Source organism: Sphingomonas sp. UYEF23, from assembly GCF_040546165.1.
GTDB lineage: Bacteria > Pseudomonadota > Alphaproteobacteria > Sphingomonadales > Sphingomonadaceae > Sphingomonas > Sphingomonas glacialis.
The window spans coordinates 427,218-451,587 of the sequence record NZ_JBEPNG010000003.1 but is presented as its reverse complement, the minus strand read 5'-3'; the positions used below and the strand labels follow the sequence as shown (position 1 = coordinate 451,587).

The 24,370-nt window shown below is 66.4% G+C and carries 25 protein-coding genes and 1 tRNA gene; 7 read left to right on the top strand and 19 right to left on the bottom strand.

The features are described 5' to 3' along the window. The first annotated feature begins 74 nt into the window (after window positions 1-74). Window positions 75-1,292: a UbiH/UbiF/VisC/COQ6 family ubiquinone biosynthesis hydroxylase gene (locus ABIB28_RS08305; RefSeq protein ID WP_354287729.1), complete on the top strand. Its 1,218-nt coding sequence runs from the start codon at window positions 75-77 to the stop codon at window positions 1,290-1,292. 334 nt (window positions 1,293-1,626) lie between these two features. On the opposite strand, the gene ABIB28_RS08300 is transcribed toward ABIB28_RS08305, so the two are convergent. From ABIB28_RS08300 to ABIB28_RS08290, 3 genes are read right to left on the bottom strand one after another with little or no spacing between them, the layout of a single operon-like run. Next, window positions 1,627-1,827 (bottom strand): hypothetical protein, encoded by a 201-nt coding sequence (locus ABIB28_RS08300; RefSeq protein ID WP_354287727.1) that lies wholly within the window; start codon window positions 1,825-1,827, stop codon window positions 1,627-1,629. Continuing rightward, complete coding sequence (locus tag ABIB28_RS08295) at window positions 1,824-2,450, bottom strand: LON peptidase substrate-binding domain-containing protein (protein WP_354287725.1); 627 nt, start codon at window positions 2,448-2,450, stop codon at window positions 1,824-1,826. Before ABIB28_RS08295 ends, ABIB28_RS08300 begins: the two co-directional genes overlap by 4 nt. Further along, window positions 2,447-3,343 carry a tetratricopeptide repeat protein gene (locus tag ABIB28_RS08290; protein ID WP_354287723.1) on the bottom strand — a complete coding sequence of 299 codons (897 nt, stop codon included), beginning with the start codon at window positions 3,341-3,343 and terminating at the stop codon, window positions 2,447-2,449. The genes ABIB28_RS08295 and ABIB28_RS08290 overlap by 4 nt, the downstream gene beginning before the upstream one ends. 193 nt (window positions 3,344-3,536) lie before the next feature. Here ABIB28_RS08290 and ABIB28_RS08285 point away from each other — a divergent pair. After that, window positions 3,537-3,611, top strand: a tRNA-Gly gene (locus tag ABIB28_RS08285). Window positions 3,612-4,073: 462 nt separating this feature from the next. On the opposite strand, the gene ABIB28_RS08280 is transcribed toward ABIB28_RS08285, so the two are convergent. The 10 genes from ABIB28_RS08280 to ABIB28_RS08235 all read right to left on the bottom strand — a co-directional run bounded on the left by ABIB28_RS08280 (window position 4,074) and on the right by ABIB28_RS08235 (window position 12,194). Beyond that, a complete protein-coding gene (locus ABIB28_RS08280) occupies window positions 4,074-5,447 on the bottom strand; it encodes a cytochrome P450 (RefSeq protein WP_354287721.1) in 1,374 nt (457 codons plus the stop codon). Window positions 5,448-5,505: 58 nt separating this feature from the next. Continuing rightward, complete coding sequence (locus tag ABIB28_RS08275; RefSeq protein ID WP_354287719.1) at window positions 5,506-5,958, bottom strand: hypothetical protein; 453 nt, start codon at window positions 5,956-5,958, stop codon at window positions 5,506-5,508. Then, window positions 5,955-6,494 (bottom strand): GNAT family N-acetyltransferase, encoded by a 540-nt coding sequence (locus tag ABIB28_RS08270; RefSeq protein ID WP_240698956.1) that lies wholly within the window; start codon window positions 6,492-6,494, stop codon window positions 5,955-5,957. The genes ABIB28_RS08275 and ABIB28_RS08270 overlap by 4 nt, the downstream gene beginning before the upstream one ends. An 8-nt stretch (window positions 6,495-6,502) precedes the next feature. Then, entirely contained in the window at window positions 6,503-6,922 is a 420-nt protein-coding gene (gene ribH / locus ABIB28_RS08265) for a 6,7-dimethyl-8-ribityllumazine synthase (RefSeq protein WP_354287717.1), read from the bottom strand. After that, window positions 6,922-8,070 carry a 3,4-dihydroxy-2-butanone-4-phosphate synthase gene (gene ribB / locus ABIB28_RS08260; protein ID WP_416194477.1) on the bottom strand — a complete coding sequence of 383 codons (1,149 nt, stop codon included), beginning with the start codon at window positions 8,068-8,070 and terminating at the stop codon, window positions 6,922-6,924. The genes ribH and ribB overlap by 1 nt, the downstream gene beginning before the upstream one ends. Then, complete coding sequence (locus ABIB28_RS08255; protein WP_322161469.1) at window positions 8,057-8,680, bottom strand: riboflavin synthase; 624 nt, start codon at window positions 8,678-8,680, stop codon at window positions 8,057-8,059. The genes ribB and ABIB28_RS08255 overlap by 14 nt, the downstream gene beginning before the upstream one ends. Before the next feature lie 3 nt (window positions 8,681-8,683). Beyond that, entirely contained in the window at window positions 8,684-9,655 is a 972-nt protein-coding gene (gene ribD / locus ABIB28_RS08250) for a bifunctional diaminohydroxyphosphoribosylaminopyrimidine deaminase/5-amino-6-(5-phosphoribosylamino)uracil reductase RibD (RefSeq protein ID WP_354287868.1), read from the bottom strand. Between the two features lie 32 nt (window positions 9,656-9,687). Beyond that, window positions 9,688-10,038: a hypothetical protein gene (locus ABIB28_RS08245; protein ID WP_133191148.1), complete on the bottom strand. Its 351-nt coding sequence runs from the start codon at window positions 10,036-10,038 to the stop codon at window positions 9,688-9,690. 60 nt (window positions 10,039-10,098) lie between these two features. Continuing rightward, complete coding sequence (locus tag ABIB28_RS08240) at window positions 10,099-10,767, bottom strand: energy transducer TonB (RefSeq protein ID WP_354287714.1); 669 nt, start codon at window positions 10,765-10,767, stop codon at window positions 10,099-10,101. 98 nt (window positions 10,768-10,865) lie between these two features. Next, the gene (locus ABIB28_RS08235; RefSeq protein WP_354287713.1) at window positions 10,866-12,194 is read right to left on the bottom strand and encodes a glutamate--tRNA ligase; all 1,329 of its coding nucleotides are present in this window, start codon (window positions 12,192-12,194) and stop codon (window positions 10,866-10,868) included. Window positions 12,195-12,354: 160 nt separating this feature from the next. On the opposite strand from ABIB28_RS08235, the gene ABIB28_RS08230 reads away from it, so the two are divergent. Continuing rightward, entirely contained in the window at window positions 12,355-13,290 is a 936-nt protein-coding gene (locus ABIB28_RS08230; RefSeq protein WP_133191154.1) for a ribose-phosphate pyrophosphokinase, read from the top strand. A 1-nt stretch (window position 13,291) separates the two neighbouring features. Here the strand turns inward: ABIB28_RS08230 and ABIB28_RS08225 are convergent, their stop codons facing one another. Next, window positions 13,292-14,041 (bottom strand): sulfite exporter TauE/SafE family protein, encoded by a 750-nt coding sequence (locus ABIB28_RS08225; protein ID WP_354287711.1) that lies wholly within the window; start codon window positions 14,039-14,041, stop codon window positions 13,292-13,294. After that, a complete protein-coding gene (locus ABIB28_RS08220) occupies window positions 14,038-14,556 on the bottom strand; it encodes a sterol desaturase family protein (protein WP_133191158.1) in 519 nt (172 codons plus the stop codon). The genes ABIB28_RS08225 and ABIB28_RS08220 overlap by 4 nt, the downstream gene beginning before the upstream one ends. 120 nt (window positions 14,557-14,676) lie before the next feature. On the opposite strand from ABIB28_RS08220, the gene sucC reads away from it, so the two are divergent. From sucC to ABIB28_RS08205, 3 genes are all read left to right on the top strand, one after another. Then, window positions 14,677-15,876: an ADP-forming succinate--CoA ligase subunit beta gene (gene sucC, locus ABIB28_RS08215; RefSeq protein ID WP_133191160.1), complete on the top strand. Its 1,200-nt coding sequence runs from the start codon at window positions 14,677-14,679 to the stop codon at window positions 15,874-15,876. A 200-nt stretch (window positions 15,877-16,076) separates the two neighbouring features. Then, the gene (locus ABIB28_RS08210) at window positions 16,077-16,823 is read left to right on the top strand and encodes an electron transfer flavoprotein subunit beta/FixA family protein (protein ID WP_133191162.1); all 747 of its coding nucleotides are present in this window, start codon (window positions 16,077-16,079) and stop codon (window positions 16,821-16,823) included. After that, window positions 16,820-17,749, top strand: coding sequence for an electron transfer flavoprotein subunit alpha/FixB family protein (locus tag ABIB28_RS08205; protein WP_133191164.1), 930 nt, complete (start codon window positions 16,820-16,822; stop codon window positions 17,747-17,749). The genes ABIB28_RS08210 and ABIB28_RS08205 overlap by 4 nt, the downstream gene beginning before the upstream one ends. Before the next feature lie 74 nt (window positions 17,750-17,823). Here the strand turns inward: ABIB28_RS08205 and ABIB28_RS08200 are convergent, their stop codons facing one another. The 4 genes from ABIB28_RS08200 to ABIB28_RS08185 form a co-directional block, all read right to left on the bottom strand. Beyond that, window positions 17,824-19,617, bottom strand: coding sequence for a sensor domain-containing diguanylate cyclase (locus tag ABIB28_RS08200; RefSeq protein WP_354287707.1), 1,794 nt, complete (start codon window positions 19,615-19,617; stop codon window positions 17,824-17,826). A 49-nt stretch (window positions 19,618-19,666) separates the two neighbouring features. Beyond that, window positions 19,667-20,671 carry a histone deacetylase family protein gene (locus tag ABIB28_RS08195; protein ID WP_354287705.1) on the bottom strand — a complete coding sequence of 335 codons (1,005 nt, stop codon included), beginning with the start codon at window positions 20,669-20,671 and terminating at the stop codon, window positions 19,667-19,669. Beyond that, a complete protein-coding gene (gene nhaA, locus ABIB28_RS08190) occupies window positions 20,664-21,884 on the bottom strand; it encodes a Na+/H+ antiporter NhaA (protein ID WP_354287703.1) in 1,221 nt (406 codons plus the stop codon). Before nhaA ends, ABIB28_RS08195 begins: the two co-directional genes overlap by 8 nt. An 87-nt stretch (window positions 21,885-21,971) precedes the next feature. Next, window positions 21,972-23,540, bottom strand: a complete 1,569-nt coding sequence (locus ABIB28_RS08185; RefSeq protein WP_354287701.1) for a lysine--tRNA ligase — start codon at window positions 23,538-23,540, stop codon at window positions 21,972-21,974. A gap of 62 nt (window positions 23,541-23,602) precedes the next feature. On the opposite strand from ABIB28_RS08185, the gene ABIB28_RS08180 reads away from it, so the two are divergent. Further along, complete coding sequence (locus tag ABIB28_RS08180; protein ID WP_354287699.1) at window positions 23,603-24,169, top strand: Uma2 family endonuclease; 567 nt, start codon at window positions 23,603-23,605, stop codon at window positions 24,167-24,169. Window positions 24,170-24,370: the final 201 nt, after the last annotated feature.

The window sequence follows — 24,370 nt, the reverse complement described above, 5'->3', positions numbered from 1 at the left end:
ATCGCGCGCGGCGGCTCCGCCGTCAAGACTTTGCGGGCTGGCGAGCGCCCGGCCGAGGCGCTACAGCAGCGCGTATGGATACAGCAGACGTCATCATCCTCGGCGGCGGACTCGTCGGCAGCGCGCTCGCCGTGGCGCTCGACACGCATGGACTCACCGCCATCGTCATCGACATTGCCGATCCCGCGGTGATTCTCGCCGCGGGTTTCGACGGGCGCGCCTCGGCGATCGCCGGTGCGCCGTGGCGGATGCTGCAGGCGATCGGCGTCGCCGACCGGCTCGCGCCCTTCGCGTGCCCGATCCAGGGAATCCGCGTGAGCGACGGGTTGGAACCCGGCGCGCTCGATTTCGAGCCCGAGCCGGGCGACGGCGCGCTCGGGCATATGGTCGAGAACCGCAAGCTGCGTGCAGCGCTGTTCGAAGCGGCGTCATCTGCCGCGAATGTCGACGTGCGGATGCAGACGCGCGCGGTCTCGATCGATCGCGGCGCGGCGGGCGTCACCGTCACGCTCGATTCGGGTGCCGTCATCAAGGCCCCGCTGCTGATCGCCGCCGAGGGCCGCAATTCGCCGACGCGTGAAGCCGCAGGCCTGCGCGTCGCGCGCTGGACCTACGACAATGCCGCGATCGTCACCTCGCTGCACCACGAACGCAGCCACGAGAATATCGCGTTCGAGATCTTCTACCCCGACGGCCCGTTCGCGATCCTGCCGCTCAACGACGACGAGCAGGGGCATCGGTCGTGCATCGTCTGGTCGGTGACGCATGACCAGGCGCCGGGGATGATGAAGCTGTCCGATCGCGGCTGGCTCGCCGAGGCCGACAAGCGAATCGGCGGGTTTCTCGGCAAGCTCGGGCCGCTTGGCCATCGGATGAGCTATCCGCTCGGATTCCATCATGCCGCGAAGATCGTGTCCGACCGGCTCGCATTGGTCGGGGACGCCGCGCACGGGATCCATCCAATCGCGGGCCAGGGCGTCAATGTCGGCTTCCGCGACGTCGCAACGCTGGTCGAAGTGCTGGTCGAGGGCAAGCGCTCGGGGCTCGATCTCGGCGATCCGCAATTGCTCGCGCGCTATGATCGCTGGCGCAGCCTCGATACCTTGATGGTGTCGGTCGCGACCGACGGTCTGACGCGGCTGTTCGGGATTCCCGGCAAGACCGCCAATGCGGTGCGGCGGATGGGTCTGTCGGCGGTGCAGCGCGTACCGCCGCTCAAGCGCCGCTTCATCGCAGAGGCGCGCGGCGAGAGCGGGGATGTGCCGAAGTTGCTGCAGGGGATTACGGTCTAGCCTCTTCTGCGGCAACGCTCGCGGCAGCGTCGATTGGGTTCGCGCAGAGGCGCGGAGGACGCGGAGGATCGCGTTGCTAGGGTGCGCTCTATTAGAGTGCGCTTCCCCGGCGGAGGCCGGGGCCCAGGAGCCGCACGCTTCTTGGTCGCACGCTGCGCTCGATCATTTCGGCCATTCCGACTGGGCCCCGGCCTTCGCCGGGGAAGCGGTTTGGGGGAAAAGCGGGAAAGCAATTAGGGGAAGGTGTGGCCCCTACAACCCAAAGCGCATCATCTCTGCGTCCTCCACGCCTCTGCGCGAACCATTCCACCAACGCCGACACGATCTCGCTAGATCAGTCGCGCTCACTCCGCACACTCGTCGGAGGCGCGTTCGCCGTCGCCGTGATCCGGTCGCTCTCGCTACCGATTCGCCGCTGCGTATCGATCTGCACGATCGCCGCGCCTTTCTTGGGGTCGAACAGCGTCGCGAAGAACATGCCCAACATCATCGCAGCCCCGCCGGCGCGACCCTTGCGCTTCTCGGCGTCCTTCATTGCAGCGTCACCGAATCCTCGCCGTCGTGCCGCCCGAAGAACTGCATCAGCTGGATGATCAGCTCGGCGCGATCCTCGATTCGCCCCGCCTCGAGCAGCGCCTGCTTCGCCGCCACGTCGAACGGCGCGATCTGCGCGATGCCGTTGACCAGCGCCTCGTCGTCGAGCCGCGTCACCGCATCCCAATCGACCGCATAGCCCTGTGCATCGGCAAAGGCGCGCGATTCGCTCTCGAGCGCCGAGCGGCGCGAGAGCGAGAGGATCTCGGGCTCGCTCGGACCCGGGATCAGCTCGGCCTCGACCTGGCGGAACGCCGTCGTCACGTCGAGTTCGCGCACGATGCGGAACAGCGACAGTCCCTCGAGGATGAGATTGTAGCGCCCGTCCTCGCTCGCTTCGAACTCGGCGATCTTGCCGACGCAGCCGATCTCGAACAGCGGTGGCTTGTCGGACCGCGCCGGCACGTTGGGGCGCGGCTGGACCATGCCGATCCGCCGGTCACGTGCCATCGCGTCCGAGATCATCGCGCGATAGCGCGGCTCGAAGATGTGCAGCGGGAGATGCATGCCCGGAAACAGCAACGCGCCCGGCAGCGGGAAGATCGAGAGCCGCGTGATCGTCATCCGAACAGGATCGCCGAGAGCTTGCGCCGCTGCGCCGAGACCCACGGATCCTCGAGCCCGACGACCTCGAAGATCTTGAGCAATTGCGTCCGCGCGGCGCCCTCGTTCCATGTCCGGTCGGCCGCGATCATCGCGAGCAGCGTGTCGGCCGCCGCATCGCGGTCGCCCGCCGCCATCTGGCCGCCAGCAAGCTCGAAGCGCTTGTCGAAATTCTCGGGGTTGGCCGCAACCTCGGCGGCGAGCCCGGCAAGATCATCGACCGGCTGCACTTCGCGCGCCAGCGCCAGCGCAGTACGCGCACGCTCGATCTCGGGAAGCTTGGCGAACTCCTCGGGAAGTGCCGCGATCGCCGCCTCGGCCTCGTCGGTCTGCCCGGCAGCAACGAGCGCGCGGACCATGCCCGACAGCACCGCAGGATGCTCGGGCGCCATCTCGCTCAATTGCGCAAACACGCTCACTGCGCGCTCGGCATCGCCTTCGACGAGCACTTGCTCGCCCATCGCGATCAGCGGCTCGAGTTCGGCCTCGAGGCTCGCCGCCTCGCTTTCGAGCGGCAATTGCTTGAGCAGCTGGTCGAGCATCGTCCGCAACTGCGTCTCGGTGCGCGCGGGCGTCAGATCGGCGACGAGCTGCCCCTGGAACATCGCATAGACCGTCGGGATCGACTTGATCTGGAACTGCGCGGCGATGAACTGATTCTTGTCGGTGTCGATCTTGGCGAGCAGCACGCCCTTGTCGGCATAGGCCGCGGCGACTTTCTCGAGCAGCGGCGTCAGCGCCTTGCACGGCCCGCACCACTCCGCCCAGAAATCGATCACGACGAGCTTGGTCATCGACGGCTCGACGACATCGCGGCGGAAGCTCTCCACCGCGTCGCGTTCTGCAGCGCTCATTCCCAGGGTGGCCAAGTGTCGCTCCAATCTTGTGTGCTGTGCGCCTTATGTGGGCGCTCAGCGTACGAAGCCAACCCTTTTATCAAACGATCTGCACGCAATCGCGATAAGGGGTTGCCGAGTATGAAAGTCGCTGTTAGAGCCCGCCACCTTACCCGCCCAGTCAACGACTGATTGGGCCGTAAACGCCAGAGCGGGCGTAGCTCAGGGGTAGAGCACAACCTTGCCAAGGTTGGGGTCGAGGGTTCGAATCCCTTCGCCCGCTCCAGTTTTCCTTTGGGGAAAACATGATCACAGGCCTTCGGGTCTGTTTTCGTTTCAGCCTAGATTTTAGATGAACGGGTGGTTTTCGTCCGTCGCGTCAGCAGACAATGTGCGTCGCTGTCTGATGCGCTTACGGCCGGGCTTGGCATCGGTTTGGAGTCACGCCGGACGACACAGGGCCGGGCGCGCGCTGGTCGCGGCGAATCAGTAGTTAGTGCGAGACGCTCAGTCGGAATGGGCCTCCCACTACGCCGTGCCGCCCCCAGGCGACCCCGTCGCCTCGTCCTGGGGCAATCGTCGGAGATTGCGGTCTGCCGCGTCTGATCGTGCCGTTCCGGCCAATCACGGGCATACCACGACGATACGGTGATCGGGACACTGTCGCGTCGCGCCCGTGCAGCCGATCGCGATCGAGGTCGAACGCCCCCCGGCTCGACGAATCTAGCGGGCGCTCAATCGCGTCACCTCACCCCAGCGGGACAAACCGCAACGGCAACCCATCCTTCGGCCGCGGGATCGGCCAGGCCTGCCAGACATCACCCGCCCCAGCATCGAGCTCGATGCGATAACGGCTGAGCAGATGCGCGATGAGGATGCGGATCTGCATCGTCGCGAAATGCAGCCCGAGACACATATGTGCACCGCCGCCGAACGGGACCCACGCATATTTGTGCCGCGCGCGCACCGCATCGGGGGTGAAGCGCAGCGGGTCAAAGCGCAGCGGATCGGGCCACAGTTCGGGCATAGTGTGCGTATACGCGACGCTCACGCTCACCGTCGTCCCCGCCGGGATATGAAAGCCGCCGAAATCTAACGGTTTCACCGCGCGGCGCGGCAAGGAGGGGACGGGCGGGATCAGCCGCAGCGATTCCTTGAACGCCATGTCGGTCAGCACCAGCCGATCGAGCTGGCCATACGGCAGCCCGCCTGCATCGTTGCGGCCGAGCTCGGCGATCTCGGCGCGCAGCTTCTCCTGCCATTCGGGGTTCCGCCCGAGCAGCATGACGAGGCTCGTCGCCGACGATGTGATCGTGTCGTGCGCCGCCATCATCAGGAAGTTCAGGTGGTCGGCGATCGCATCGGCGGCGAGCGGCTGGCCATCATCGTCGGTCGCGCGGCAGAATTGCGAGAAGAAGTCCTGCCCCGCGCCTGCCCGCCGCGCCGGGATCTCGCGTTCGAACAGGTCGATCAGATAGGCCCGCGCGCGCACGCCCTTGCGCATCTGCGATCCCGGCAGCGGCACGCGGATCGGGGTGATCGAGGCCTGCACCTCATCGACGAACGCCTGGTTGATCCGCGTCGCCTCGGGGCCGAGCGGCATGCCGAGAAAGCTCTCGGCGGCGAGATCGAGCGTCAACTCCTTGATCGCATCATAGAAGCGCATCGGCTGGTTGCCCCAGTCCGCCACGGTGCGCGCGATGCCGATGTCGAGCGTCTCGGCATAATGCCGCATCGGCTCGGGCTTGAACGCGACCGACATCACGCGGCGGTCGGCGCGGTGCTTGTCGAAATCCATCAACATCAGCCCGCGCGGGAAGAGCAGGTTGAGCAACGGCCCCCAGCCCTGCTCCGACGAGAAGACGCGGTCGCGGTCGAACAGGACGAGTTCGTTGGCCTCGGGACCGATCAAGCTGACGGTCGGCCCGCCAAACGCATTGTTGCGGAACACCGGGCCATAACTGTCGATCATGTGGCGGCCGAACCGCACCGGATCCTTGAGCATTCGGAAGGTGTTGCCGACGAACGGCAGCCCGTCCTCGCCGGGAATGTCGCGAATGGCGGTGCTCTTCTGCCGCGGCAGCCAATGCGGATTGGCTTTGAAGGTATGGGCGTAGGGCATCGTCGCGCTCCTGCTTACTGACATCGGTATAAGTAAGGAGTCGAGCGCTGGGAAGAGCTTAGCGCCACGTCTCCTCGCCGAGCGAGTCGAGCCAACGGGTGACCAGGCTGGTGCGGCTGCTCGAGATCGCGCCCGCCAGCACGACCACGACCACGACGATCGGCAGCAGCCATTCGAGATCGATCAGCGCCACCAGCAACAGGACGAGCATCACGCCGATGCTCAGCAGCCCTAGCGCGGCGATGCGGCGCTCGCCTGTCGACGACAGCGCAATGACGCGCGGCCCCTTGCGGTCCCAATTCGGCGAGGTTGTCAGCAACCGTCGGCCCTGCGCATCGCGGACCCGGAACAGCGCGGCGACGAGCGGCGCGCCGAGCGCGTCACCCGGCGCGATCAAGTCCGCGCGACGCTGCGGCGGCGCGTCCGGCGCTTGCGTGGCCCAAGTGTCGATCGTGAGGAGCCGCCCGTCGCGCTCGACGATCTTGTAGCGCGGGGGCGGCGGCTTGCTCATCTGCCGCGGTGCGCGCGCCACTCGGCCGCGCTCTGGCCCCACGCGTCGACGCGGTAGCCATCGAGCGGTGCTGGCAAGCGTGTCGGCCCACGGTTGGCCGAGCCCAGCCGCTCGGCGAGCCGGATCGAGCGGATATTATCGGGTGCGATCGTGTGGATCACGTCGCTCCAGCCAAGACTGTCGAACGCAAAGTCGATCGCAGCGACCGCGGCTTCATGCGCATAGCCCTTGCCCGCAAAACCGCTGGCGACGCCCCAGCCGACTTCGGTGCCGGGCCAGCCCTCGGGCTGCCACGGGCCGATCCGCCCGACCCAGGCGCCCGAATCGCGTTCGATCACCGAGAACATCGAGAAGCCGCGCGTCATCCACGCACCGGCGCGCACCGAAAAGTCGCGCCAGGCGACTGCACGCGGCATCGCGCCGCCGAGATGCGCCATCGTCTCGCCATCGGCGGCGAAGGCGGCATAGGCCTCGAAATCCGCGGGCTCGGGGAGCCGCAGGATCAGCCGGTCGGTGAACAGGATCGGCCCGCTCACCACCAGGGTCAGCCGAAGCGCGCCTTCAGCGACATCATAGCGAGCGCCGCCTTGGCCGCTTCGCCACCCTTGTCCTTCTCGGACTTGCGCGCGCGCGTGAGCGCCTGCGCTTCGTCCTCGGTGGTGAGGATGCCGTTGCCGATCGCGAGGCCGTCCATCGACAGCGCCATCAGCCCGCGGGCGCTCTCGCCCGCGACGATCTCGAAATGATACGTCTCGCCACGGATCACGACACCCAGCGCTACGAAGCCGTCATACAGCCCGCTCTCGGCCGCGAGCGCGACCGCGCCGGGGATTTCGAGTGCGCCGGGGACGGTGATCGTCTCGTGCTTGTGCCCCGCCGCCTCGATCGCGGCGCGGGCGCCTTCGAGCAGCAGGTCGTTGAGATGGTCGTAGAAGCGCGCTTCGACGATGAGCAATTTGGCCATTATTCGCCCCCAGTACCCGGAATGGCGCGCTCGGCGACGATCGACAGGCCATAGCCTTCGAGGCCGACCAGCGCGTGATGCGTATTGGTGAGCAGCACCATTTCCTCGACGCCAAGCTCGGCGAGGATCTGTGCGCCGACGCCGTAGTCGCGCAATTCCTCGACCTCGGGCGCGCCCGCGCCCTTGCCCTCGCCGCGCAGCTTGATGAAACGCGTGATGCCATCGGCCATCTGGCGGTTGATCACGACGATCACACCGGTGCCTTCCTCGGCGATCAACTGCATCGACCCCGAGAGCAGGCCCGAACGCTCATTCTCTTCGCCGAACACATCGACGAAGGTCGACAGCGTGTGCATCCGCACCAGCGTCGGCTTGGTCGGGTCGATCTTGCCCTTGACCAGGGCAATCGTCTCGTCGCCGGTCGCCTTGTTGTGGAAGGTCATCGCCTTCCACGTCCCGCCCCATTTCGACTCGAACGGCATTTCGGCGCGCTTCTCGACGAGATGGTCGTGGCGGCGGCGATAGGCGATCAAGTCGCGGATCGTGCCGATCTTGAGATTGTGGAGCTGCGCGAACGAGACGAGATCGTCGAGGCGGCTCATCGTGCCGTCCTCGTTCATGATCTCGCAGATCACGCCCGACGGATTGAGCCCGGCGAGCCGCGAGACGTCGACTGCGGCCTCGGTATGCCCGGCGCGGACGAGCACGCCGCCGTCGCGCGCGACGAGCGGGAAGACGTGGCCCGGCGTGACGATCTCTTCCTTGCCCTTCGACGAATCGATCGCGACCGCGATGGTGCGCGCGCGGTCGGCGGCGGAAATGCCGGTGGTGACGCCGTCGCGCGCCTCGATCGAGGTGGTGAAGGCGGTTTCGTGCCGCGTGCCGTTGTGGCGGCTCATCAGGCCCAGGCCGAGTTCGTCGACGCGCTTCTTGGTCATCGCAAGGCAGATCAGCCCGCGACCGTGCTTGGCCATGAAGTTGATCTTCTCAGGGGTCGCCATCTGCGCCGGAATGACGAGATCGCCCTCGTTCTCACGATCCTCGTCGTCGACCAGGATGAACATCCGGCCGTTCTTGGCCTCGTCGATCAATTCCTCGGGCGAGGACAGGAACCCATGGCGCAGGCGCGCAACTTCAGGCTTTTGCACGATAATGCTCCATGCGTTGCAGATAGCGGGCGAGGACGTCGATCTCGATATTGACGTGCGCGCCGGAATGAAGATCGCCCAGCGTGGTCATCGCCTGGGTGTGGGGAATGATGTTGATCGCGAAATGGGTCGTTCCGTCGGCCTGGTCGGCGACGCTGTTGACGGTCAGCGATACGCCATCGACGGTGATCGATCCCTTGGGTGCGACGAACGGCGCAAGCGCGGCCGGGACCGCGATGACGACCTTCCACGAATCGCCGTCGCTGCTGGTCTCGACGATCGACGCGATGCCGTCGACATGGCCGGTGACGATATGCCCGCCCAGTTCCTCGCCGAGCTTCAGCGCGCGTTCGAGGTTGAGCCGGCGACCGGCGGTCCATTGCGCGGCGGGGGTGCGCGACACGGTTTCCCCTGAAACATCGGCGGCGAACCAGCCCGACGCTCCGGGCGCGGACTTGTCGACGACGGTCAGGCACACGCCCGAACAGGCGATCGAGGCGCCGAGATCGACGTCCCCCATATCATAGCCGGTCGCGACGAAGATGCGCAGGTCACCGCGCTCCTCGATCCGATCGATCGTGCCGATGTCGGTAATGATCCCGGTGAACATGGCCTACTCCCTGACGCGCTCGTAAACCTCGAGCCGGTCGCTGCCAAGGGTGCGCGCGTCGCTCATCGTCCAGCGGCCATGCGCCTCGGAAAGATCGGCGAGGCCGATGTCGGGCAAGGTCCGCCCGCCGCCGACCATGATCGGCGCGCGATACAGCAGCAGACGGTCGACGAGGTCGGCCGCAAGGAAGGCCGCAGCGGTGGTCGGCCCGCCTTCGACGAGCAGGGTGTCGACACCCTCGAGCGACCCGATCGCGACCGGCGCCGCGAGATTTTCCCACGGCAACGCACCGTCGGGCGCCGGATGCTGCAAGTCGGGCGTGCGCGACAGGATGAAGCGGCGCGGCGACCGGGCCTCGAGCCCGGGCAAGCGCACGTCGAGCGTCGGATCATCGGCGTCGATCGTGGCGCGACCGACCAGAATCGCGTCGTGGCGCGTGCGTTCGAGATGCGCGTGCGCGCGTGCCTCCGCGCCAGTGATCCATTTGCTCGCGCCCGATCCCAGTGCGGTCGCGCTGTCGAGCGACAGCGCGAGCTTGAGCGTCACCGCGGGCCGGCCATGCTCGCGCCGCATCAGGAACCCCGCCATCGCCGTACGCGCGGCAGCGGCACCCGCCCCAAGATCGACCGCGATCCCCGCATCGCGCAACCGCGCGACGCCCGCGCCATTGGTGCGCAGATCGGGATCGCCGAGCGCGATCACGACGCGCGCCACGCCCGCCAGCTGCAGCAGATCGCTGCACGCCGGCCCGCGCGTCGAGACATGCGCGCAGGGTTCGAGCGTGGTGTAGACGGTTGCGCCGCGCGACTTTTCGCCGGCTTGCGTCAACGCCATCGCCTCGGCATGCGGGCGCCCGCCGGGCTGGGTCCAGCCGCGTCCGACGACGATGCCATCGGCGACGATAACGCAGCCAACATTGGGGTTGGGCGTCGTCCGACCGCGTCCGCGCTCGCCGAGCGCGAGCGCTGCGCCCATCCAGCGCGTGTCGTCGAAAGCCGTGGCCACGCTCAGATCCCGTAGGCCTTGAGCCCGTCATTGACCTTCTTGAACTGCGCACGCCGCTCAGCTTCGAGCCGCTTGAGCTCGTTGGCCTGGCGCGTCTGTTCGACGCCGTCGATCTTCTGCTGCGCGATGATCTCGGCATCGGTGCGGTCGGCGCGCCACTGCTGCACATAGATGATGTCGCGGTGATACGGCTTGGGCGGGATCTTCGATTCGTAGATGACGCCGACGACCATCACATAGGTCAGCGCCAGCGCCAGCCCCATGAAGCCGAGCTGATGCGGCCGCCGCGTCACGATATAGGTGCGCATATCGCGCCAGGCGCGCAGCGGGGAAATGTAGCGCAGGAAATTCATCGCCAAGAGATAGGCGCGACAGGGGAGCGATGCCAGCCCTGCCGCGCCCACCCGCGCCGGCTATTCTTCGTCGAGCACGAAGCGGACCGCCATCGTCTGCCACGCCTCGATCGCGACGCCGTCGCGCGTGCCCGGGATGAAGCGCCATTTCTCGAGCGCGCGCTTGCGCGTCGCTTCGAAGAAGGCGGGGCTCGCCGCGCTGACTTGCTCGACTTGCTTCACGCGCCCGTCGGTACCGATCAGCACACGCACGACGACGCGCCCCTCGTGCCCGGCAAGGCGCTCGTCGCTCGGATAGGTCGGCTGGAATGCGCCGAGATAGCGCGAGTCGAGTTTCGGGATGGTAATGACCGGCGCAGGCGGTTTGACGATCGTGCCGACATCACCCGTGCCGCCGGGAAACGGCTGAAGCGGCGGCGGATCGATGTGCAAGGCGATCTGTCCGCTCGGGACGCCCGGGGTCACGAGCTTGGTCAGGTCGATCGATTCGGGCGGCGGCTTCAGTGGCTGCGCGACATGCTGGATCTGCGGGACCGGCTTGGGTTCGGGCTTTGGCGGGGGTGGCGGATCGAGCGGGATGTTGGTCGCGGTGATCGTCGGGACGATGTCGCGTACGAAATGCGGCGCGGTCAGCGAAAGCCCGAACAGCAACACGCCGCCGGCGCCGAGCGCGAAGGCGACTCCGCCGGGGTTGAGACCATGGCGGTTGGCATAACGATCTGCGTACATCGTCCCGTCTCCATCTGTGCCGTCCGATTCTACGCCGGACATGGAGAGGATGTTACATCATAACATTCTGCCTGCAAGAGACAATATATCCTGTCGCCTCACTCGGGCGACAGACGCGCAATCGCGCGGTCGCGGCCGATCAGCGGGAGGAGCGCCTTCATGTCGGGACCATGCTCGCGGCCGGTCAGCGCACGCCGCAACGGCAGGAACAGCGCCTTGCCGCTGCGTCCGGTCTCGGCCTTCAGCGTGGCGGTCAGCGCGTGCCACGGGTCCCCCGCCCAATCGAGCGACTCGGCGGCCCGCGCGGCGGCGGCGAGGAAGTCGGCATCGGCGGGGTCGCGCTCGGCGACGATCGGGCCCTCGATCACGCCCCACCAGTCGGCGGCTTCGGCGATCGTCTGGAGATTGGGCCGCACCGCCGCCCATTCCGCCGCGCCCATCCCGGCGGGAAGTCGGTCGGCGACGTGCGCGAATTCAAGTTGATGAACGATCTTGGCGTTCAACCCGGCAAGTTCCGCCTCGTCGAAGCGCGCGGGCGCGCGGCCGAACTTGGCGAAATCGAAGCTCTCAACCAGCGTCGCGGTCTCGACCAGCGGCTCGACCGGCAAGCTCGTCCCGATCCGTGCGAGCAACGCGCCCACCGCCTCGGGTTCGATCCCCACCTCACGGAAATGCGCGACGCCGAGCGAGCCCAGCCGCTTCGACAATTTGCCCTCCGAGCCGACCAGCAGCGCCTCGTGCGCGAAGGCCGGCGGTGTAACGCCCATCGCATCGAACATCTGGAGCTGCAGCGCGGTGTTCGAGACATGGTCCTCGCCGCGCACGACGTGCGTGATGCCCATCTCAACATCGTCGATCGCCGAGGGCAGCATATAGAGCCACGACCCGTCGGCGCGGCGAATGACGGGATCGCTCATCGTCGCGGCATCGAATTTCTGGGGCCCACGGATCAGATCGTCCCATACGATCGGCGCGGCATGATCGAGCTTGAAGCGCCAGTGCGGCTTGACGCCAGCGGCTTCGAAGCTCGCCCGCTCGGCGTCGCTCAGCGCGAGCGCGGCGCGATCATAGACCGGCGGCAGCCCGCGCCCGGCGGCGATCTTGCGCTTGAGGTCGAGCTCCTGCGCGGTTTCGTACGCCGGATAGACGCGCCCTGCGTCGCGCAACGCCGCAAAGCGCGCCTCGTAGAGCGCAAAGCGCGCCGACTGCCGCTCCTCGCCCGCAATCGTCAGCCCGAGCCAGGCGAGATCGGCACGGATCGCATCGACAAAGCGCGCTTCGCTGCGCTCGGCATCGGTATCATCGATCCGCAGCCAGAACTCGCCATCCTGCGCTTGCGCCCACAGCCAATTGTGGAGCGCGGTGCGGATGTTGCCGACGTGCAGCATGCCAGTCGGCGAAGGGGCGAAGCGAGTGCGGATCGTCATGCCACGAGCGGTAGAGGACGCGGCGCCCTCTCGACAAGCCCGCGCATCCATACGCGCTTTGCGGCACTGGTTGCGGCATCGCAGGGCACGCGGTCTCTTTCCCCGAGCCGACGACGCTCCTAAGGAAGCTGCAACTCGGCAAGCGCAAGGGGCGGCCCATATGAAACTTCTCACCGGCAATTCGAACCTGCCGCTCGCGCGCGATGTCGCCGCCTATCTCCAGCTGCCGCTGACCGACGCGCAGGTCCGCCGCTTCGCCGACGAGGAAATTTTCGTCGAGATCCAGGAGAATGTCCGCGGCGAGGACGTCTTCGTGCTGCAATCGACCGGCTATCCGGCAAACGACAATCTGATGGAGCTGCTGATCTGCATCGACGCGCTGAAGCGCGCCTCGGCCAAGCGAATCACGGCGGTTATCCCGTATTTCGGCTATGCCCGGCAGGACCGCAAACCGGGGCCACGCACGCCGATCTCGGCCAAGCTCGTCGCCAATCTGATCACTGTCGCGGGCGCCGACCGCGTGCTTTCGGTCGATCTGCATGCCGGGCAGATCCAGGGCTTCTTCGATATCCCGACCGACAATCTGTTCGCCGCGCCCGTGATGTCGGCCGACATCCTGACGCGCTACGGCAATCGCAATTTGATGGTCGTGTCGCCCGACGTCGGCGGTGTGGTGCGTGCGCGTGCGCTCGCCAAGCGGCTCAACAACGCCCCGCTCGCGATCGTCGACAAGCGCCGCGAGCGCGCCGGCGAATCCGAAGTGATGAACATCATCGGTGAGGTCGAGGGGCGCTTCTGCATCCTGATCGACGACATCGTCGATTCGGGCGGCACGCTGTGCAACGCCGCCGCCGCGCTCAAGCAGGCGGGCGCAGCCGGCGTCGCCGCCTATATCACGCACGGCGTGCTGTCGGGCGGGGCGGTCGCACGAGTCGAAAGCTCGGCGCTCGAGGAACTGGTGATCACCGATTCGCTCGGCAGCCACGACATCGTCGCCTCGGCCAAGAAGATTCGCCACCTGACGATCGCGCCGCTGCTCGCCGAGGCGATTCGCCGGATCGCCGACGAATCGTCGGTGTCGTCGCTTTTCGACTGAATCAGGCGAGCGCGTCCCAGATCAGCTTGACGCCGACCAGCACCATCAGCGCGTAGATCGCGGTGTAGAAGCGCTCGGGCGAGACGCGCCGCACGAGCCAGACGCCGGCAAAGGTCGACGCGATCGCCACGGGCAGCAGCAGCGCCGCGACACCGAGCGTGTCGCGGTCGAACTGGCCGAGCGCCCAATAGGCCGAGACCTTCGCCCAATTGACCGCGGCGAAGAAGATCGCGGTCGTGCCGACGAGCACGTCGCGCGGCAGTCGCCGCGGCAGGACGTAGACCTGGAACGGCGGCTGGCCGGCATGCGCGATCTGGCTGGTAAAGCCCGAGGCGATGCCGAGCAGCGATCCGACCCAACCCGGCGCCTGCGCCGCGACCGCAACCGAACCGCGGCGCTCGCTCCACAATCGGTAGAGCCCGAACAGCACCGAAATCGTCCCGACCAAGGCGAGCACTGCCGCACTCGAGACCTGCGCGGCAAACAAATAGCCGAGCAAAATCCCGATTCCCGCGCCCGGCAGCATCCAACCGAGGATCGCCGCATCCCAATCGCGCCGGAACGCCCAGACGCCGACGACATCCTGCACGATCAGGATCGGCAGCAAGATCGCCGCCGCGCGCACCGGCGAGATGGCGAGTGCGAGCATCGGTAGCGAAAGCGCGCCAAGACCCGCGAAGCCGCCCTTCGACAGGCCGAGCAGCACCACCGCCGGCACCGCCAGCGCGTAGAAAAGCAGCGGTTCGCTCAATCCGGTATGAGCGTCGTCTGGCCGACCGGCGCGCGCACGCCGGCGCGCTTGCGGCGCTTGAGTTCGGCCTTCAGATCCTCGGGCTTGGGGGCGACGAGGAACCCGAAGCTGACCGAGCCATCCTTGGTTTCGACGACATGGTGCAGCCGATGCGCCTGGATGATCCGCTTCATGTACGCCGACTTGGGCAGATAGCGCGTCGGGATGCGGCGGTGGACGATGATGTCGTGAAAGCCGAAATAGATCGCGCCGTACGCCGCGATTCCCGCGCCGATCCAGGTAAAGCCCTGCCACCAGCCGAGCTGGACGCCGAACACCAGCATCGTGATCGACGGCAATGCGAAGATCACCGCGTACCAGTCGTTCAGCTCCCAATTGCCGGTGCGCGGGCGGTGATGGCTCTCGTGGAGAAACCAGCCGAAGCCGTGCATCACCCAGCGATGCGCAGCATAAGCGAACAGCTCCATCCCAGCGACGGTGGCAAGAAAGAGCAACAGACCAGAGATCAGCGACATGCAGCCGATATAGCGCGCCGCGCGCCCGATAGCGAGTGTTCGCAACTGCGAAGGGGTGGATTCGTACCCCCGTGTGTGCTTAAGCCCCCGCAAACCCGACCCTTGGAAAGGCACGCGCTCATGAACATCCACGAATATCAGGCCAAGGAACTCCTGGCGAAATTCGGCGTGCCCGTTCCCGCGGGCTTCTCGGCAATGTCGGTCGAGGAAGCAGTTGCAGCATCGGAAAAGCTCCCCGGGCCGCTCTATGTCGTCAAAGCGCAGATCCACGCCGGCGGCCGCGGCAAGGGCAAGTTCAAGGAACTCGGCCCCGATGCCAAGGGCGGTGTCCGCCTCGCCAAGACCGCTGACGAAGTCCGTGCCGCGGCAACCGACATGCTCGGCAACACGCTGGTGACGATCCAGACCGGCGACGCTGGCAAGCAGGTCAACCGCCTCTACGTCACCGACGGCGTCGACATCGCCAAGGAATTCTACCTCGCCCTCCTCGTCAACCGCGCCACCGGCCGCGTGTCGATGGTCGCCTCGACCGAGGGCGGGATGGACATCGAAACCGTCGCGCACGACACGCCCGAGAAGATTCACGCGATCGACATCGACCAGGCAACCGGTTTCATGCCGCACCATGGTCGTGCCGTCGCAGCCGCGCTCGAGCTCAAGGGCGATCTCGCCAAGCAGGCGTCGTTTGTCGCATCGAAGCTGTACGATGCCTTCATGGGCACCGATGCCGAGCAGATCGAGATCAACCCGCTCGCCGTCACCGACGACGGCAAGCTGATGGTGCTCGACGCCAAGGTCGGCTTCGATAACAACGCGCTGTTCCGCCACAAGGACCTGATGGAACTGCGCGACGAGACCGAGGAAGATCCCTCCGAGCTCGAAGCGTCGAAGTACGACCTCGCCTATATCAAGCTCGACGGCGACATCGGCTGCATGGTCAACGGCGCCGGCCTCGCGATGGCGACGATGGACATCATCAAATTGAACGGCATGTTCCCGGCCAACTTCCTCGACGTCGGCGGCGGCGCCAACAAGGAGAAGGTGACGGCCGCCTTCAAGCTGATCCTCGCCGATCCGAACGTGAAGGGCATTCTGGTCAACATCTTCGGCGGCATCATGAAGTGCGACATCATCGCCGAGGGCATCGTTGCCGCGGCGAAGGAAGTGAACCTCTCGGTTCCGCTCGTCGTCCGCCTCGAGGGCACCAATGTCGAGGCCGGTAAGGCGATCCTCGCCAATTCGGGCCTCGCGATCGTCCCCGCCAACGATCTGGGCGATGCCGCCCGCAAGATCGTCGCGGAGGTCAAGGCCGCCGCTTGAGTGGACTGACCAACGCACTTTGCGCTAAAGAAGGGCCCGGACGGAAACGCCGGGCCCTTTTGCGTTGAGGGCGCGTTCGAGTCGGACGAGATGCCGCTACGGCAAGCTTGGCTGGCATACCGGACTTGCGAAAACCGCGCAAAACCGCCATTTGACCACCAGATGCTGCCGAGCAAGAAACTGTCCTGGAAGGAATCCCGATGAGAGTGCTGGTGCCGGTCAAGCGCGTGCTTGATTACAACGTGAAGCCCCGCGTGAAGGCGGACGGAAGCGGGGTCGACCTCGCCAACGTCAAGATGAGCATGAACCCGTTCGACGAGATCGCGGTCGAAGAAGCGATCCGCTTGAAGGACAAGGGCGTGACGGAAATCGTCGTCGTGTCGATCGGCGAGCAGAAGGCGCAGGAAACGCTGCGCACCGCGCTCGCGATGGGCGCCGACCGCGCGATCCTGATCGTCACCGAAGACAAGGTCGAGCCGCTCGGTGTCGCCAAGCTCCTCGCCAAGATCGTCGAGGAAGAAAAGCCCGACCTGGTCATCCTCGGCAAGCAGGCGATCGACGACGACAACAACCAGACCGGCCAGATGCTGGCAGGGCTGCTCGGCGTCGGCCAGGCGACCTTCGCCTCGAAGGTCGAACTCAGCGCCGACAGCGTCACCGTGACGCGCGAAGTCGATGGCGGCTCGGAGACCGAGACGCTCAAGCTCCCCGCGATCATCACCGTCGACCTTCGCCTCAACGAGCCGCGCTACGCCTCGCTGCCCAACATCATGAAGGCGAAGTCGAAGCCGCTCGCACAGAAGACCGCCGCCGATTACGGCGTCGACGTGTCGCCGCGCCTCACCACGCTGAAAGTGGTCGAGCCCGCCAAGCGTTCGGCCGGCATCAAGGTCGCCGACGTCGATGAACTCGTCGCCAAGCTCAAGTCCATGGGAGTCGCAAAGTGAAGACGCTCGTCTGGGTCGAACATGATGGCACGTCCGTAAAGGATGCCACCCTCTCCACCGTCACCGCAGCCTCCAAGCTCGGTGAAGTCCATCTGCTTGTCGCGGGTCACGGCGTCGGCGCAGTCGCCGAGGCGGCCGCCAAGATCGCCGGCGTCGGCAAGGTCCATGTCGCCGACGACGCGGCCTATGCGCATGCGCTCGCCGAGAACGTCGCGCCGCTCGTCGCCAAGCTGATGGAATCGCACGACGCATTCCTCGTGCCCGCGACGACCAACGGCAAGAACATCGCACCGCGCGTCGCAGCGCTGCTCGACGTGATGCAGATCTCGGACATTCTGTCGGTCGAGAGCGAGGACACTTTCACGCGTCCGATCTACGCCGGCAACGCGATCGCAACGGTCCAGACCAAGGACGCGAAGAAGGTCATCTCGGTCCGCGGCACCGCGTTCGAGAAGGTTGCCACCGAAGGCGGTTCGGGCACGATCGAAGCGGTCGACACCACCGGTGACGCCGGCGTATCGACGTATGTCGGCTCGGAAATCGCAGCGTCTGAGCGGCCCGAGCTGACCTCGGCCAAGATCATCGTCTCGGGCGGTCGTGCGCTTGGCTCGAGCGAGCAGTTCCACACCTTGATCGATCCGCTTGCCGATAAGCTCGGCGCGGGCGTCGGCGCATCGCGCGCTGCGGTCGATGCGGGCTATGCACCCAACGACTATCAAGTCGGCCAGACGGGCAAGATCGTCGCCCCCGAAGTCTATGTCGCGGTCGGCATTTCGGGTGCGATCCAGCATCTTGCCGGCATGAAGGACTCGAAGGTCATCGTCGCGATCAACAAGGACGAAGACGCGCCGATCTTCCAGGTCGCCGATTTCGGCCTCGTCGGCGATCTCTTCAAGCTGGTGCCGGAGCTGACCGAGAAGCTCTGAAGCGAAGCGCGAGGGCGACCTCGCGTAGCAAGGGGCGGTGCGACCGGGTCGCGCCGCCCCTTTCGTTTGTGCGCTTAGCTCGACAGTTCGAGCCGGTTCCGCCCGGCGTTCTTCGCGCGGTACAAGGCTTCGTCGGCATGGCGCAGGATATGCTGGCGCGAACGCCCCGCGCGGAGCAGTGCCAGCCCGCCGCTGAAGGTGAAGCGGATATCCTCGCCGAACCCGGTCGTGACCGACAGATCGGCGACCTCACGCCGCAAACGCTCGCAGATCGCATGCGCCTCCGCCAAGTCGGCGTTCCAGATGATCAGCGCGAACTCCTCGCCGCCGAGCCGCGCGATCAAGTCCTCGGCACGCAGCGAGCGCCGGGCGACGTCGACGAAGGTGCACAGCACGCGGTCGCCCGCATCATGGCCATGGCGATCGTTGACGCGCTTGAAGAAGTCGAGATCGAGCACCGCGCACACGCCGATCCCGCGTCCCGCCGCGACATCGGCGAGGCGCTGATCGAGCGCCACGTCGAACGCGCGGCGATTGACGATTCCCGTCAGCGGATCGGTCTGCGCCGCCTGCGCGAGTGCAGCCTGCAGCTGTTTGTGCCGCGAAATGTCGCGAATCGCGCTCACGGTGCCGACGACCTTGCCATCCTCGTCGGTGATCGCGCGCGTATGGCTTTCGCACCACAGCATCGTCCCGTCAGCCTTGCGCCCGCGATATTCGACGATGAAGGTCGCCGCCGGGTTCGCGAGCGCGTCGCGGATGGTCTTGGTCACGATCGGCAGATCCTCGGACTGCACGAGCGTTCCGGCCGCGACGCCGATCAGGTCAGCCGGTTCATAGCCCGCCAGCGGGAGGATCGAGGCGGAGGCATAATCGATCACGCCCGCGACGGTCTGCGTCAGAATGATGTCGGTCGATTTGTCGGTGATCAGGCGATAGCGCGCTTCGCTCGCGCGCAGCGCGACCACCAGTCGCCTGCGCTGGTTGAGCTCGGCCGCGATCAGCAAGGTCATGACGACCGCGGTCGCCAGATAGAATTGCAGGAACAGCACGCGTTCGTACGTGCCGCCGCTGATCATGCGGATCGGGCCGCTCCCGCCGATCGTGAACGTCGCGCCGATCGTCGCGAGGATCACGATCGTGATCGCGCCGCCGATCCGGCCGAAGCGGAACGCCGCGATCATCAGCGGGAGGAGCGGCACGAACAGCAACGGAAACGTCTCCTGGCCGAAAACGAGCCGCGTCACCGCGATCGTCACCAGGATCAGCCCCGCGCCCTCGAGCTTGCGTGCCAAGCGCATACGCGCGATCCCGGCGAACATCTCGCCATTGAGCGCGAGCAGCACGACCGGTGCGAGCGTGAGATTGCCGAGCGCGTGGCCGAGATACCAGCTCAGCCAGTTGCTGGCGAAACCCGTCGGCGTCGCCAGCGCGATCGTCGCCGCACCGCCGATCCCGGAGACTGCGGGCGCGATCCCGCCCGTCACCGCGATGAACAGGAAGACGCCGCGCAGCGATCCGAGATCGGCCCCGCTGCCGCGCCCGCGCCGCAACAGCCATGCCGCGAGGATCGCTTCGCCGATCGTGCACGCGGTGACGAGTGGCGCATAGCCATAGCCGATCCCGAACTGCCCCGTCGCCACGACGCCCCCGATCATCGCGGCCGTCACCGGCAAGAGCCAGGCGCGGGGCGACCGCACCACCAGTTCGACGATCAGGATCGCGGTGGCGAACCACAGGCAGGCGGGTCCGCCGCCGAAGCGCGTGAAGCGGATCGCCGCAGCGGAGGCCGCAAAAACGAGCATGCCGATCAGCACCGCCCGAATGGCGGACCGAAAGGAGAACGTAACGCGGAACTCGGCCAACATAAGTCAAAGCCTACGCGCTGTGGACCCAAGAAGACACCGGCAATCGCGGCTAAAATCCGCTAAGCAGGCTCTCGACATTGGCACCGAGCGCGTCGAGCGCATAGCCGCCTTCCATCGCGATCACGCAGGGCCAGCCACATGCCGCAATGTCGCGCGCGAGCACCGCATAATCCGCGCTGGTCAGCTTGAAGTGCGAGATCGGGTCGCCCTCCCACGTGTCCGCGCCGAAGCTCAGCACCAGCAGATCAGGCGCGAATCGCGTGATCGCATCGAGCGCCACGCCTTGCGCGCGGCGGAACGGGTCGAGCGTCGTGCCGTGCGGCAGCGGCAGGTTGAGCGACGCCCCGCGCCCGTCGCCGTCGCCGGTCTCGTCGGCATGGCCCCAATAGAAGGGATAGTCGGTTGCGGGATCGGCATGGATGCTCGCGTAGAACACGTCGCCGCGCTCCCAGAAGATGTCCTGCGTGCCGTTGCCGTGGTGATAATCGATGTCGAGGATCGCGACGCGCCGCGCCCCGGCATCGCGCGCCGCCTGCGCGGCGATCGCGGCGGTGTTGAGGTAGCAATAGCCGCCATAATAATCCGCCCCGGCATGATGGCCCGGCGGCCGGCATAAGGCGAAGGCGGCGCGGTCGCCGTCGAGCACCGCGTGCGTCGCGGCGAGCACGCTTTGCGCGCTCCAATAGGCGGCATCCCAAGTCTGCGCGGTGAGCGGGGTCGAGGCGTCGAAACTGTAGCGCCCGATCTGGCCGTCGATCCGATCGAGCTTGAGCGCGCGTCGGCCGACGATTGGCCAGACATAGCCCATCGCGTCGCCGGGCCGCCCCGCCGCCGCCCAGCGCGCAGGGGCTTCGCGCAGGAAAGCGAGATAGTCGGGGGTGTGGACTGCCGCGATCGCCGCCATGCCGTGATCGCGCGGCGCCTCGGCCCCGCCGATCGCCTCCGCGATCCGCTGCGCGCGCGACGGTGTCTCGGCATAAGCGGTAAAGCCGCCATTGTGCAGTTCGCGCGCCGGCGCATGGCCAAGCTGCGCGAGCGAGAAGAAATTACGCATGCGTCCTCCGTACCGGCCAATAGCGCAGGATGAGAAAGCCCGCGATCGCCGAGACGATCGAACCTGCGAGCACGCCGATCTTCACTTCGTCCTGCAGATGCGGGCTGTCAGGGAAGCCGAGCCCGCCGATGAACAAGCTCATCGTGAAGCCGATCCCGGCGATCAACGCGACGCCGTAGAGCTGGATCCAGCGCATCCCCTTGGGGCGCTGCGCGATCCCGAGCCGCTCGGCAAGCGCGACGCCCCCCATGATTCCCGCTTGCTTGCCGAGGAACAGCCCGCCCGCAATGCCGAGCACGAGCGGATCGCCGAGCGTGGCGAGACTCACGCCGCCAAGCGATACACCGGCATTGGCGAGCGCGAACAACGGCACGATGCCGAACGCCACCCACGGGCTCAGCGCGTGTTCGAGCCGGTGGAGCGGCGAATGTACGTCGTCGGGCGCGCCGGGCGAGCGCGTGATCGGGATCATCGTCGCGGCGAGCACACCCGCGATCGTCGCATGGACGCCCGACAGCAGGATCAGCCACCAGAGCGCGGCAAAGCCGATCAGATATGGCCACAGCGCCCATACGCGGCGCTGCTTCAAGGTGAACATCACCAGCAATACGCCGACCGCACCGCCAAGCGCGATCCAGTCGATGCCGTGGCTGTAGGCGAGCGCGATGATCGCGACCGCGCCGCAATCGTCGACGATCGCGACCGTCGTCAGAAACAGTTTCAGCGCGGGCGGCACGCGGCTGCCGAGCAAGGCAAGCACGCCGATCGCAAAGGCGATGTCGGTCGCCGCCGGGATCGCCCAGCCGGGCTGCAAGTCCGCGGCGCCACCGGTGATCGCGAGATAGACCAAGGCGGGCACCGCCATCCCCGCCGCCGCCGCGATGATCGGCAAGCGCCGCCGCGCCGGGCTCGCCAATTGCCCGTCGATCAGCTCGCGCTTGATCTCGAGCCCGACGAGCAGGAAGAACCCCGCCATCAGGCCGTCATTGATCCACAGATGGACCGTCATCGGGCCGATCGCCGGCGCCAGCGTCGGGCCGGTGGCATGGTGGAGCAGCGCGAAATAGGGCGCAGCGAGCGGAGAATTGGCGACGATCAGCGCCAGCGCCGCGGTCGCCATCAAGACAATCCCGCCCGCCGCCTCTTGATGCAGAAAGGTGCGGAGCGCCGACCGCACGGTGCGGAACGGCGCAGAGGCTTTGCGCTTGGTCATCGCGCTACCCTATCGCCGCGCCGCACAAAGACCAGCGGGATCGGCCCGCGCCGACCCCGCGCCGACCCCGCATGGCCGCAAGTACGCTTAGCGAGCGAGCGCCTCGGCGATCAATTTGCGCGTATTCTCGACCCCGTAGAGCGCAATGAAGCTCCCCATCCGCGGCCCCTGGCTCGATCCGAGCAGCGTCTCGTACAAGGCCCCGAACCAGGCACGCAGCGGTTCGAAGCCGCCTTCGTTGCCGATCGCATAGACGATGTTCTGCAGATCGACCGCGGAGCTGTCGGCCTGCACCGCAGCGAGCTCATGGTCGAGCCGTTCGAGCGCTGCGACCTCGATCCCCTCGGGCTTGCGGCGCTGGAGCGTCGGCGCGACGTAATCGCGGTTGTACGCCAGCGCATGGCCGATCAGCGCGTCGAGCTCGGGCGTGATGGCGCCCTCGACATAGTTGCTGAGATAGCCGTGGACCTGTTCCGCGGTCGCGCCCGCGCCGAGCACGCCGACGAGATTGAGCAGCAGGCCGAAAGTGACCGGCGGGTTCGTCCCCGGCACGTCGCCGTCATGGATGTGGTGCACCGGATTGCCGAGCTTCTGCTCGACCGGCTGCGCGGCGTAGCTGGCGCGGAACTGGAAATAATCGTCCACCGCGCGCGGGATGACGCCGATATGGAGCTGCTTGGCCTTTTTGGGCTCGCGGTACGCAAAGAACGACAAGCTCTCCTGCGTGCCATAATCGAGCCACTGCTCGAGCGTCAGGCCATTGCCCTTCGACTTGGAGATCTTCTCGCCCTTTTCGTCGAGGAACATCTCGTAGATCAGCCCCTCGGGCGGGCGACCGCCGAGCACGCGCGCGATCTTGCCCGACTGCACGCCGCTGTCGATCAGATCCTTGCCGTACATCTCGTAATCGACGCCGAGCGCGACCCAGCGCATCGCCCAGTCGACCTTCCACTGCAGCTTGGCCTGGCCACCGAGCACCGATTGCACGAGCACTTCGCCGTCGCTGTCGGTGAAGCGGATCGTGCCCTCCTCGACATTGACCACCTCGACCGGGACCTGGAGCACCACCCCGGTCTTGGGGCTGATCGGCAGGATCGGCGAATAGGTCGCGGCGCGTTCCTTGCGCAGCGTCGGCAGCATCACGCCCATGATTCCGGCGTAATGGCGCAGCACGCCCTTGAGCGCATCGTCGAACACGCCAGCCTCATATTGCGAGGCCGAGGAGATGAATTCGTATTCGAACCCGAAGCGATCGAGGAAATCGCGCAGCATCGCATTGTTGTGTGCCGCGAAGCTCTCGAACTTCTCGAACGGATCGGGAATGCGGCTGAGCGGCTTGCCGAGATGCTCGGTCAGCATCGCCTGGTTGGGGACATTGTCGGGCACCTTGCGCAGGCCGTCCATGTCATCGCTGAACTCGATCAGCCGGGTCGGCGCGTCCGACAGCGTCTGGAACGCGTGGCGCACCATGGTCGTGCGCAGCACTTCGTTGAAGGTGCCGATATGCGGCAGGCCCGAGGGACCATAGCCCGTCTCGAAGATGACGGGCTGGTTGCCCGGCTTGCCATCGGGATAGCGCTTGAGCAGCTTGCGCGCTTCCTCATACGGCCAGGCCTTGGAGTCGAATGCGGCGGTGCGGAGGGCTGTGTCGGTCATGATGCTCCCGCGTTTGACGCTTTAGGCGCGCGAGCGCAAATGCTATGCTTGCGCCCATGAACATGCAGCTGCCCCTGACGGAGCCGCACCCCTTGAAGCTTCGTATCGAGGACTTCGAGCTGTTAAACCGCGCGGGCGTGTTCGATGCGTACCACAAGGCCGAATTGATCGAGGGGGTCATCGAGGTCATGAACGGCGAATTCCGTCGACACAGCCGCGTCAAAAGCCAGCTGACGTTCCGCTTGCAGCTCGCGCTGGAAGCGATCGGATCCGATTTCGCGGCATTTTCGGAAGCGACCCTCGCGCTTTCGCCGCACAATCTGCCCGAGCCCGACGTCATTGTCGCGATCGGCGGTTTGGATGATCGTTACTATGAACGCCGCGACATCGCGATCGTGATCGAAGTGGCGGACAGCAGCATTACGCGTGACCTGGGCGCAAAGTGCGCGATGTATGCGCACGAGACTGTCCCGGAATATTGGGTCGTAGCTTTGCAAACAGGCGAGATACATCAATTCTGGAAGCCGCGAGACGGGCGCTTCGGCGATCATCGCGTTGTGCCGCTCGCAGGGGAAGTATGCAGTGCGACGCTGCCGGAACTGACGATCGACGGACGCGGCATTCTATAGGGGCTCGACGCTACCCAAAAAAACGCTTCCCCCGGGCGAAGGCCGGCGCCCAGTCGCGGAACGGCCGCAAGCCGGCACTGCGCCCGAAGACGAGGACCTTCTCTCCTAGGCCCCAGCCTCCGCCGGGGAACCGCAATTTCTGCTAGCGCAGCGAGCAAACCCGCCCCTCCAACGTTGCCATTCCGTTCCCCCTACGCGATA

Bases quoted from the DNA above. Each gene is read 5' to 3' on its own strand.
- ABIB28_RS08305 (WP_354287729.1), top strand. From the start codon at position 75: ATGGATACAGCAGACGTCATCATCCTCGGCGGCGGACTCGTCGGCAGC.
- ABIB28_RS08300 (WP_354287727.1), bottom strand. From the start codon at position 1,827: ATGAAGGACGCCGAGAAGCGCAAGGGTCGCGCCGGCGGGGCTGCGATG.
- ABIB28_RS08295 (WP_354287725.1), bottom strand. From the start codon at position 2,450: ATGACGATCACGCGGCTCTCGATCTTCCCGCTGCCGGGCGCGTTGCTG.
- ABIB28_RS08290 (WP_354287723.1), bottom strand. From the start codon at position 3,343: ATGAGCGCTGCAGAACGCGACGCGGTGGAGAGCTTCCGCCGCGATGTC.
- ABIB28_RS08280 (WP_354287721.1), bottom strand. From the start codon at position 5,447: ATGCCCTACGCCCATACCTTCAAAGCCAATCCGCATTGGCTGCCGCGG.
- ABIB28_RS08275 (WP_354287719.1), bottom strand. From the start codon at position 5,958: ATGAGCAAGCCGCCGCCCCCGCGCTACAAGATCGTCGAGCGCGACGGG.
- ribH (WP_354287717.1), bottom strand. From the start codon at position 6,922: ATGGCCAAATTGCTCATCGTCGAAGCGCGCTTCTACGACCATCTCAAC.
- ABIB28_RS08255 (WP_322161469.1), bottom strand. From the start codon at position 8,680: ATGTTCACCGGGATCATTACCGACATCGGCACGATCGATCGGATCGAG.
- ribD (WP_354287868.1), bottom strand. From the start codon at position 9,655: ATGGGCGCAGCGCTCGCGCTCGGCGAGCGCGGACGCGGTCGGACGACG.
- ABIB28_RS08245 (WP_133191148.1), bottom strand. From the start codon at position 10,038: ATGAATTTCCTGCGCTACATTTCCCCGCTGCGCGCCTGGCGCGATATG.
- ABIB28_RS08240 (WP_354287714.1), bottom strand. From the start codon at position 10,767: ATGTACGCAGATCGTTATGCCAACCGCCATGGTCTCAACCCCGGCGGA.
- ABIB28_RS08235 (WP_354287713.1), bottom strand. From the start codon at position 12,194: ATGACGATCCGCACTCGCTTCGCCCCTTCGCCGACTGGCATGCTGCAC.
- ABIB28_RS08230 (WP_133191154.1), top strand. From the start codon at position 12,355: ATGAAACTTCTCACCGGCAATTCGAACCTGCCGCTCGCGCGCGATGTC.
- ABIB28_RS08220 (WP_133191158.1), bottom strand. From the start codon at position 14,556: ATGTCGCTGATCTCTGGTCTGTTGCTCTTTCTTGCCACCGTCGCTGGG.
- sucC (WP_133191160.1), top strand. From the start codon at position 14,677: ATGAACATCCACGAATATCAGGCCAAGGAACTCCTGGCGAAATTCGGC.
- ABIB28_RS08210 (WP_133191162.1), top strand. From the start codon at position 16,077: ATGAGAGTGCTGGTGCCGGTCAAGCGCGTGCTTGATTACAACGTGAAG.
- ABIB28_RS08200 (WP_354287707.1), bottom strand. From the start codon at position 19,617: ATGTTGGCCGAGTTCCGCGTTACGTTCTCCTTTCGGTCCGCCATTCGG.
- ABIB28_RS08195 (WP_354287705.1), bottom strand. From the start codon at position 20,671: ATGCGTAATTTCTTCTCGCTCGCGCAGCTTGGCCATGCGCCGGCGCGC.
- nhaA (WP_354287703.1), bottom strand. From the start codon at position 21,884: ATGACCAAGCGCAAAGCCTCTGCGCCGTTCCGCACCGTGCGGTCGGCG.
- ABIB28_RS08185 (WP_354287701.1), bottom strand. From the start codon at position 23,540: ATGACCGACACAGCCCTCCGCACCGCCGCATTCGACTCCAAGGCCTGG.
- ABIB28_RS08180 (WP_354287699.1), top strand. From the start codon at position 23,603: ATGCAGCTGCCCCTGACGGAGCCGCACCCCTTGAAGCTTCGTATCGAG.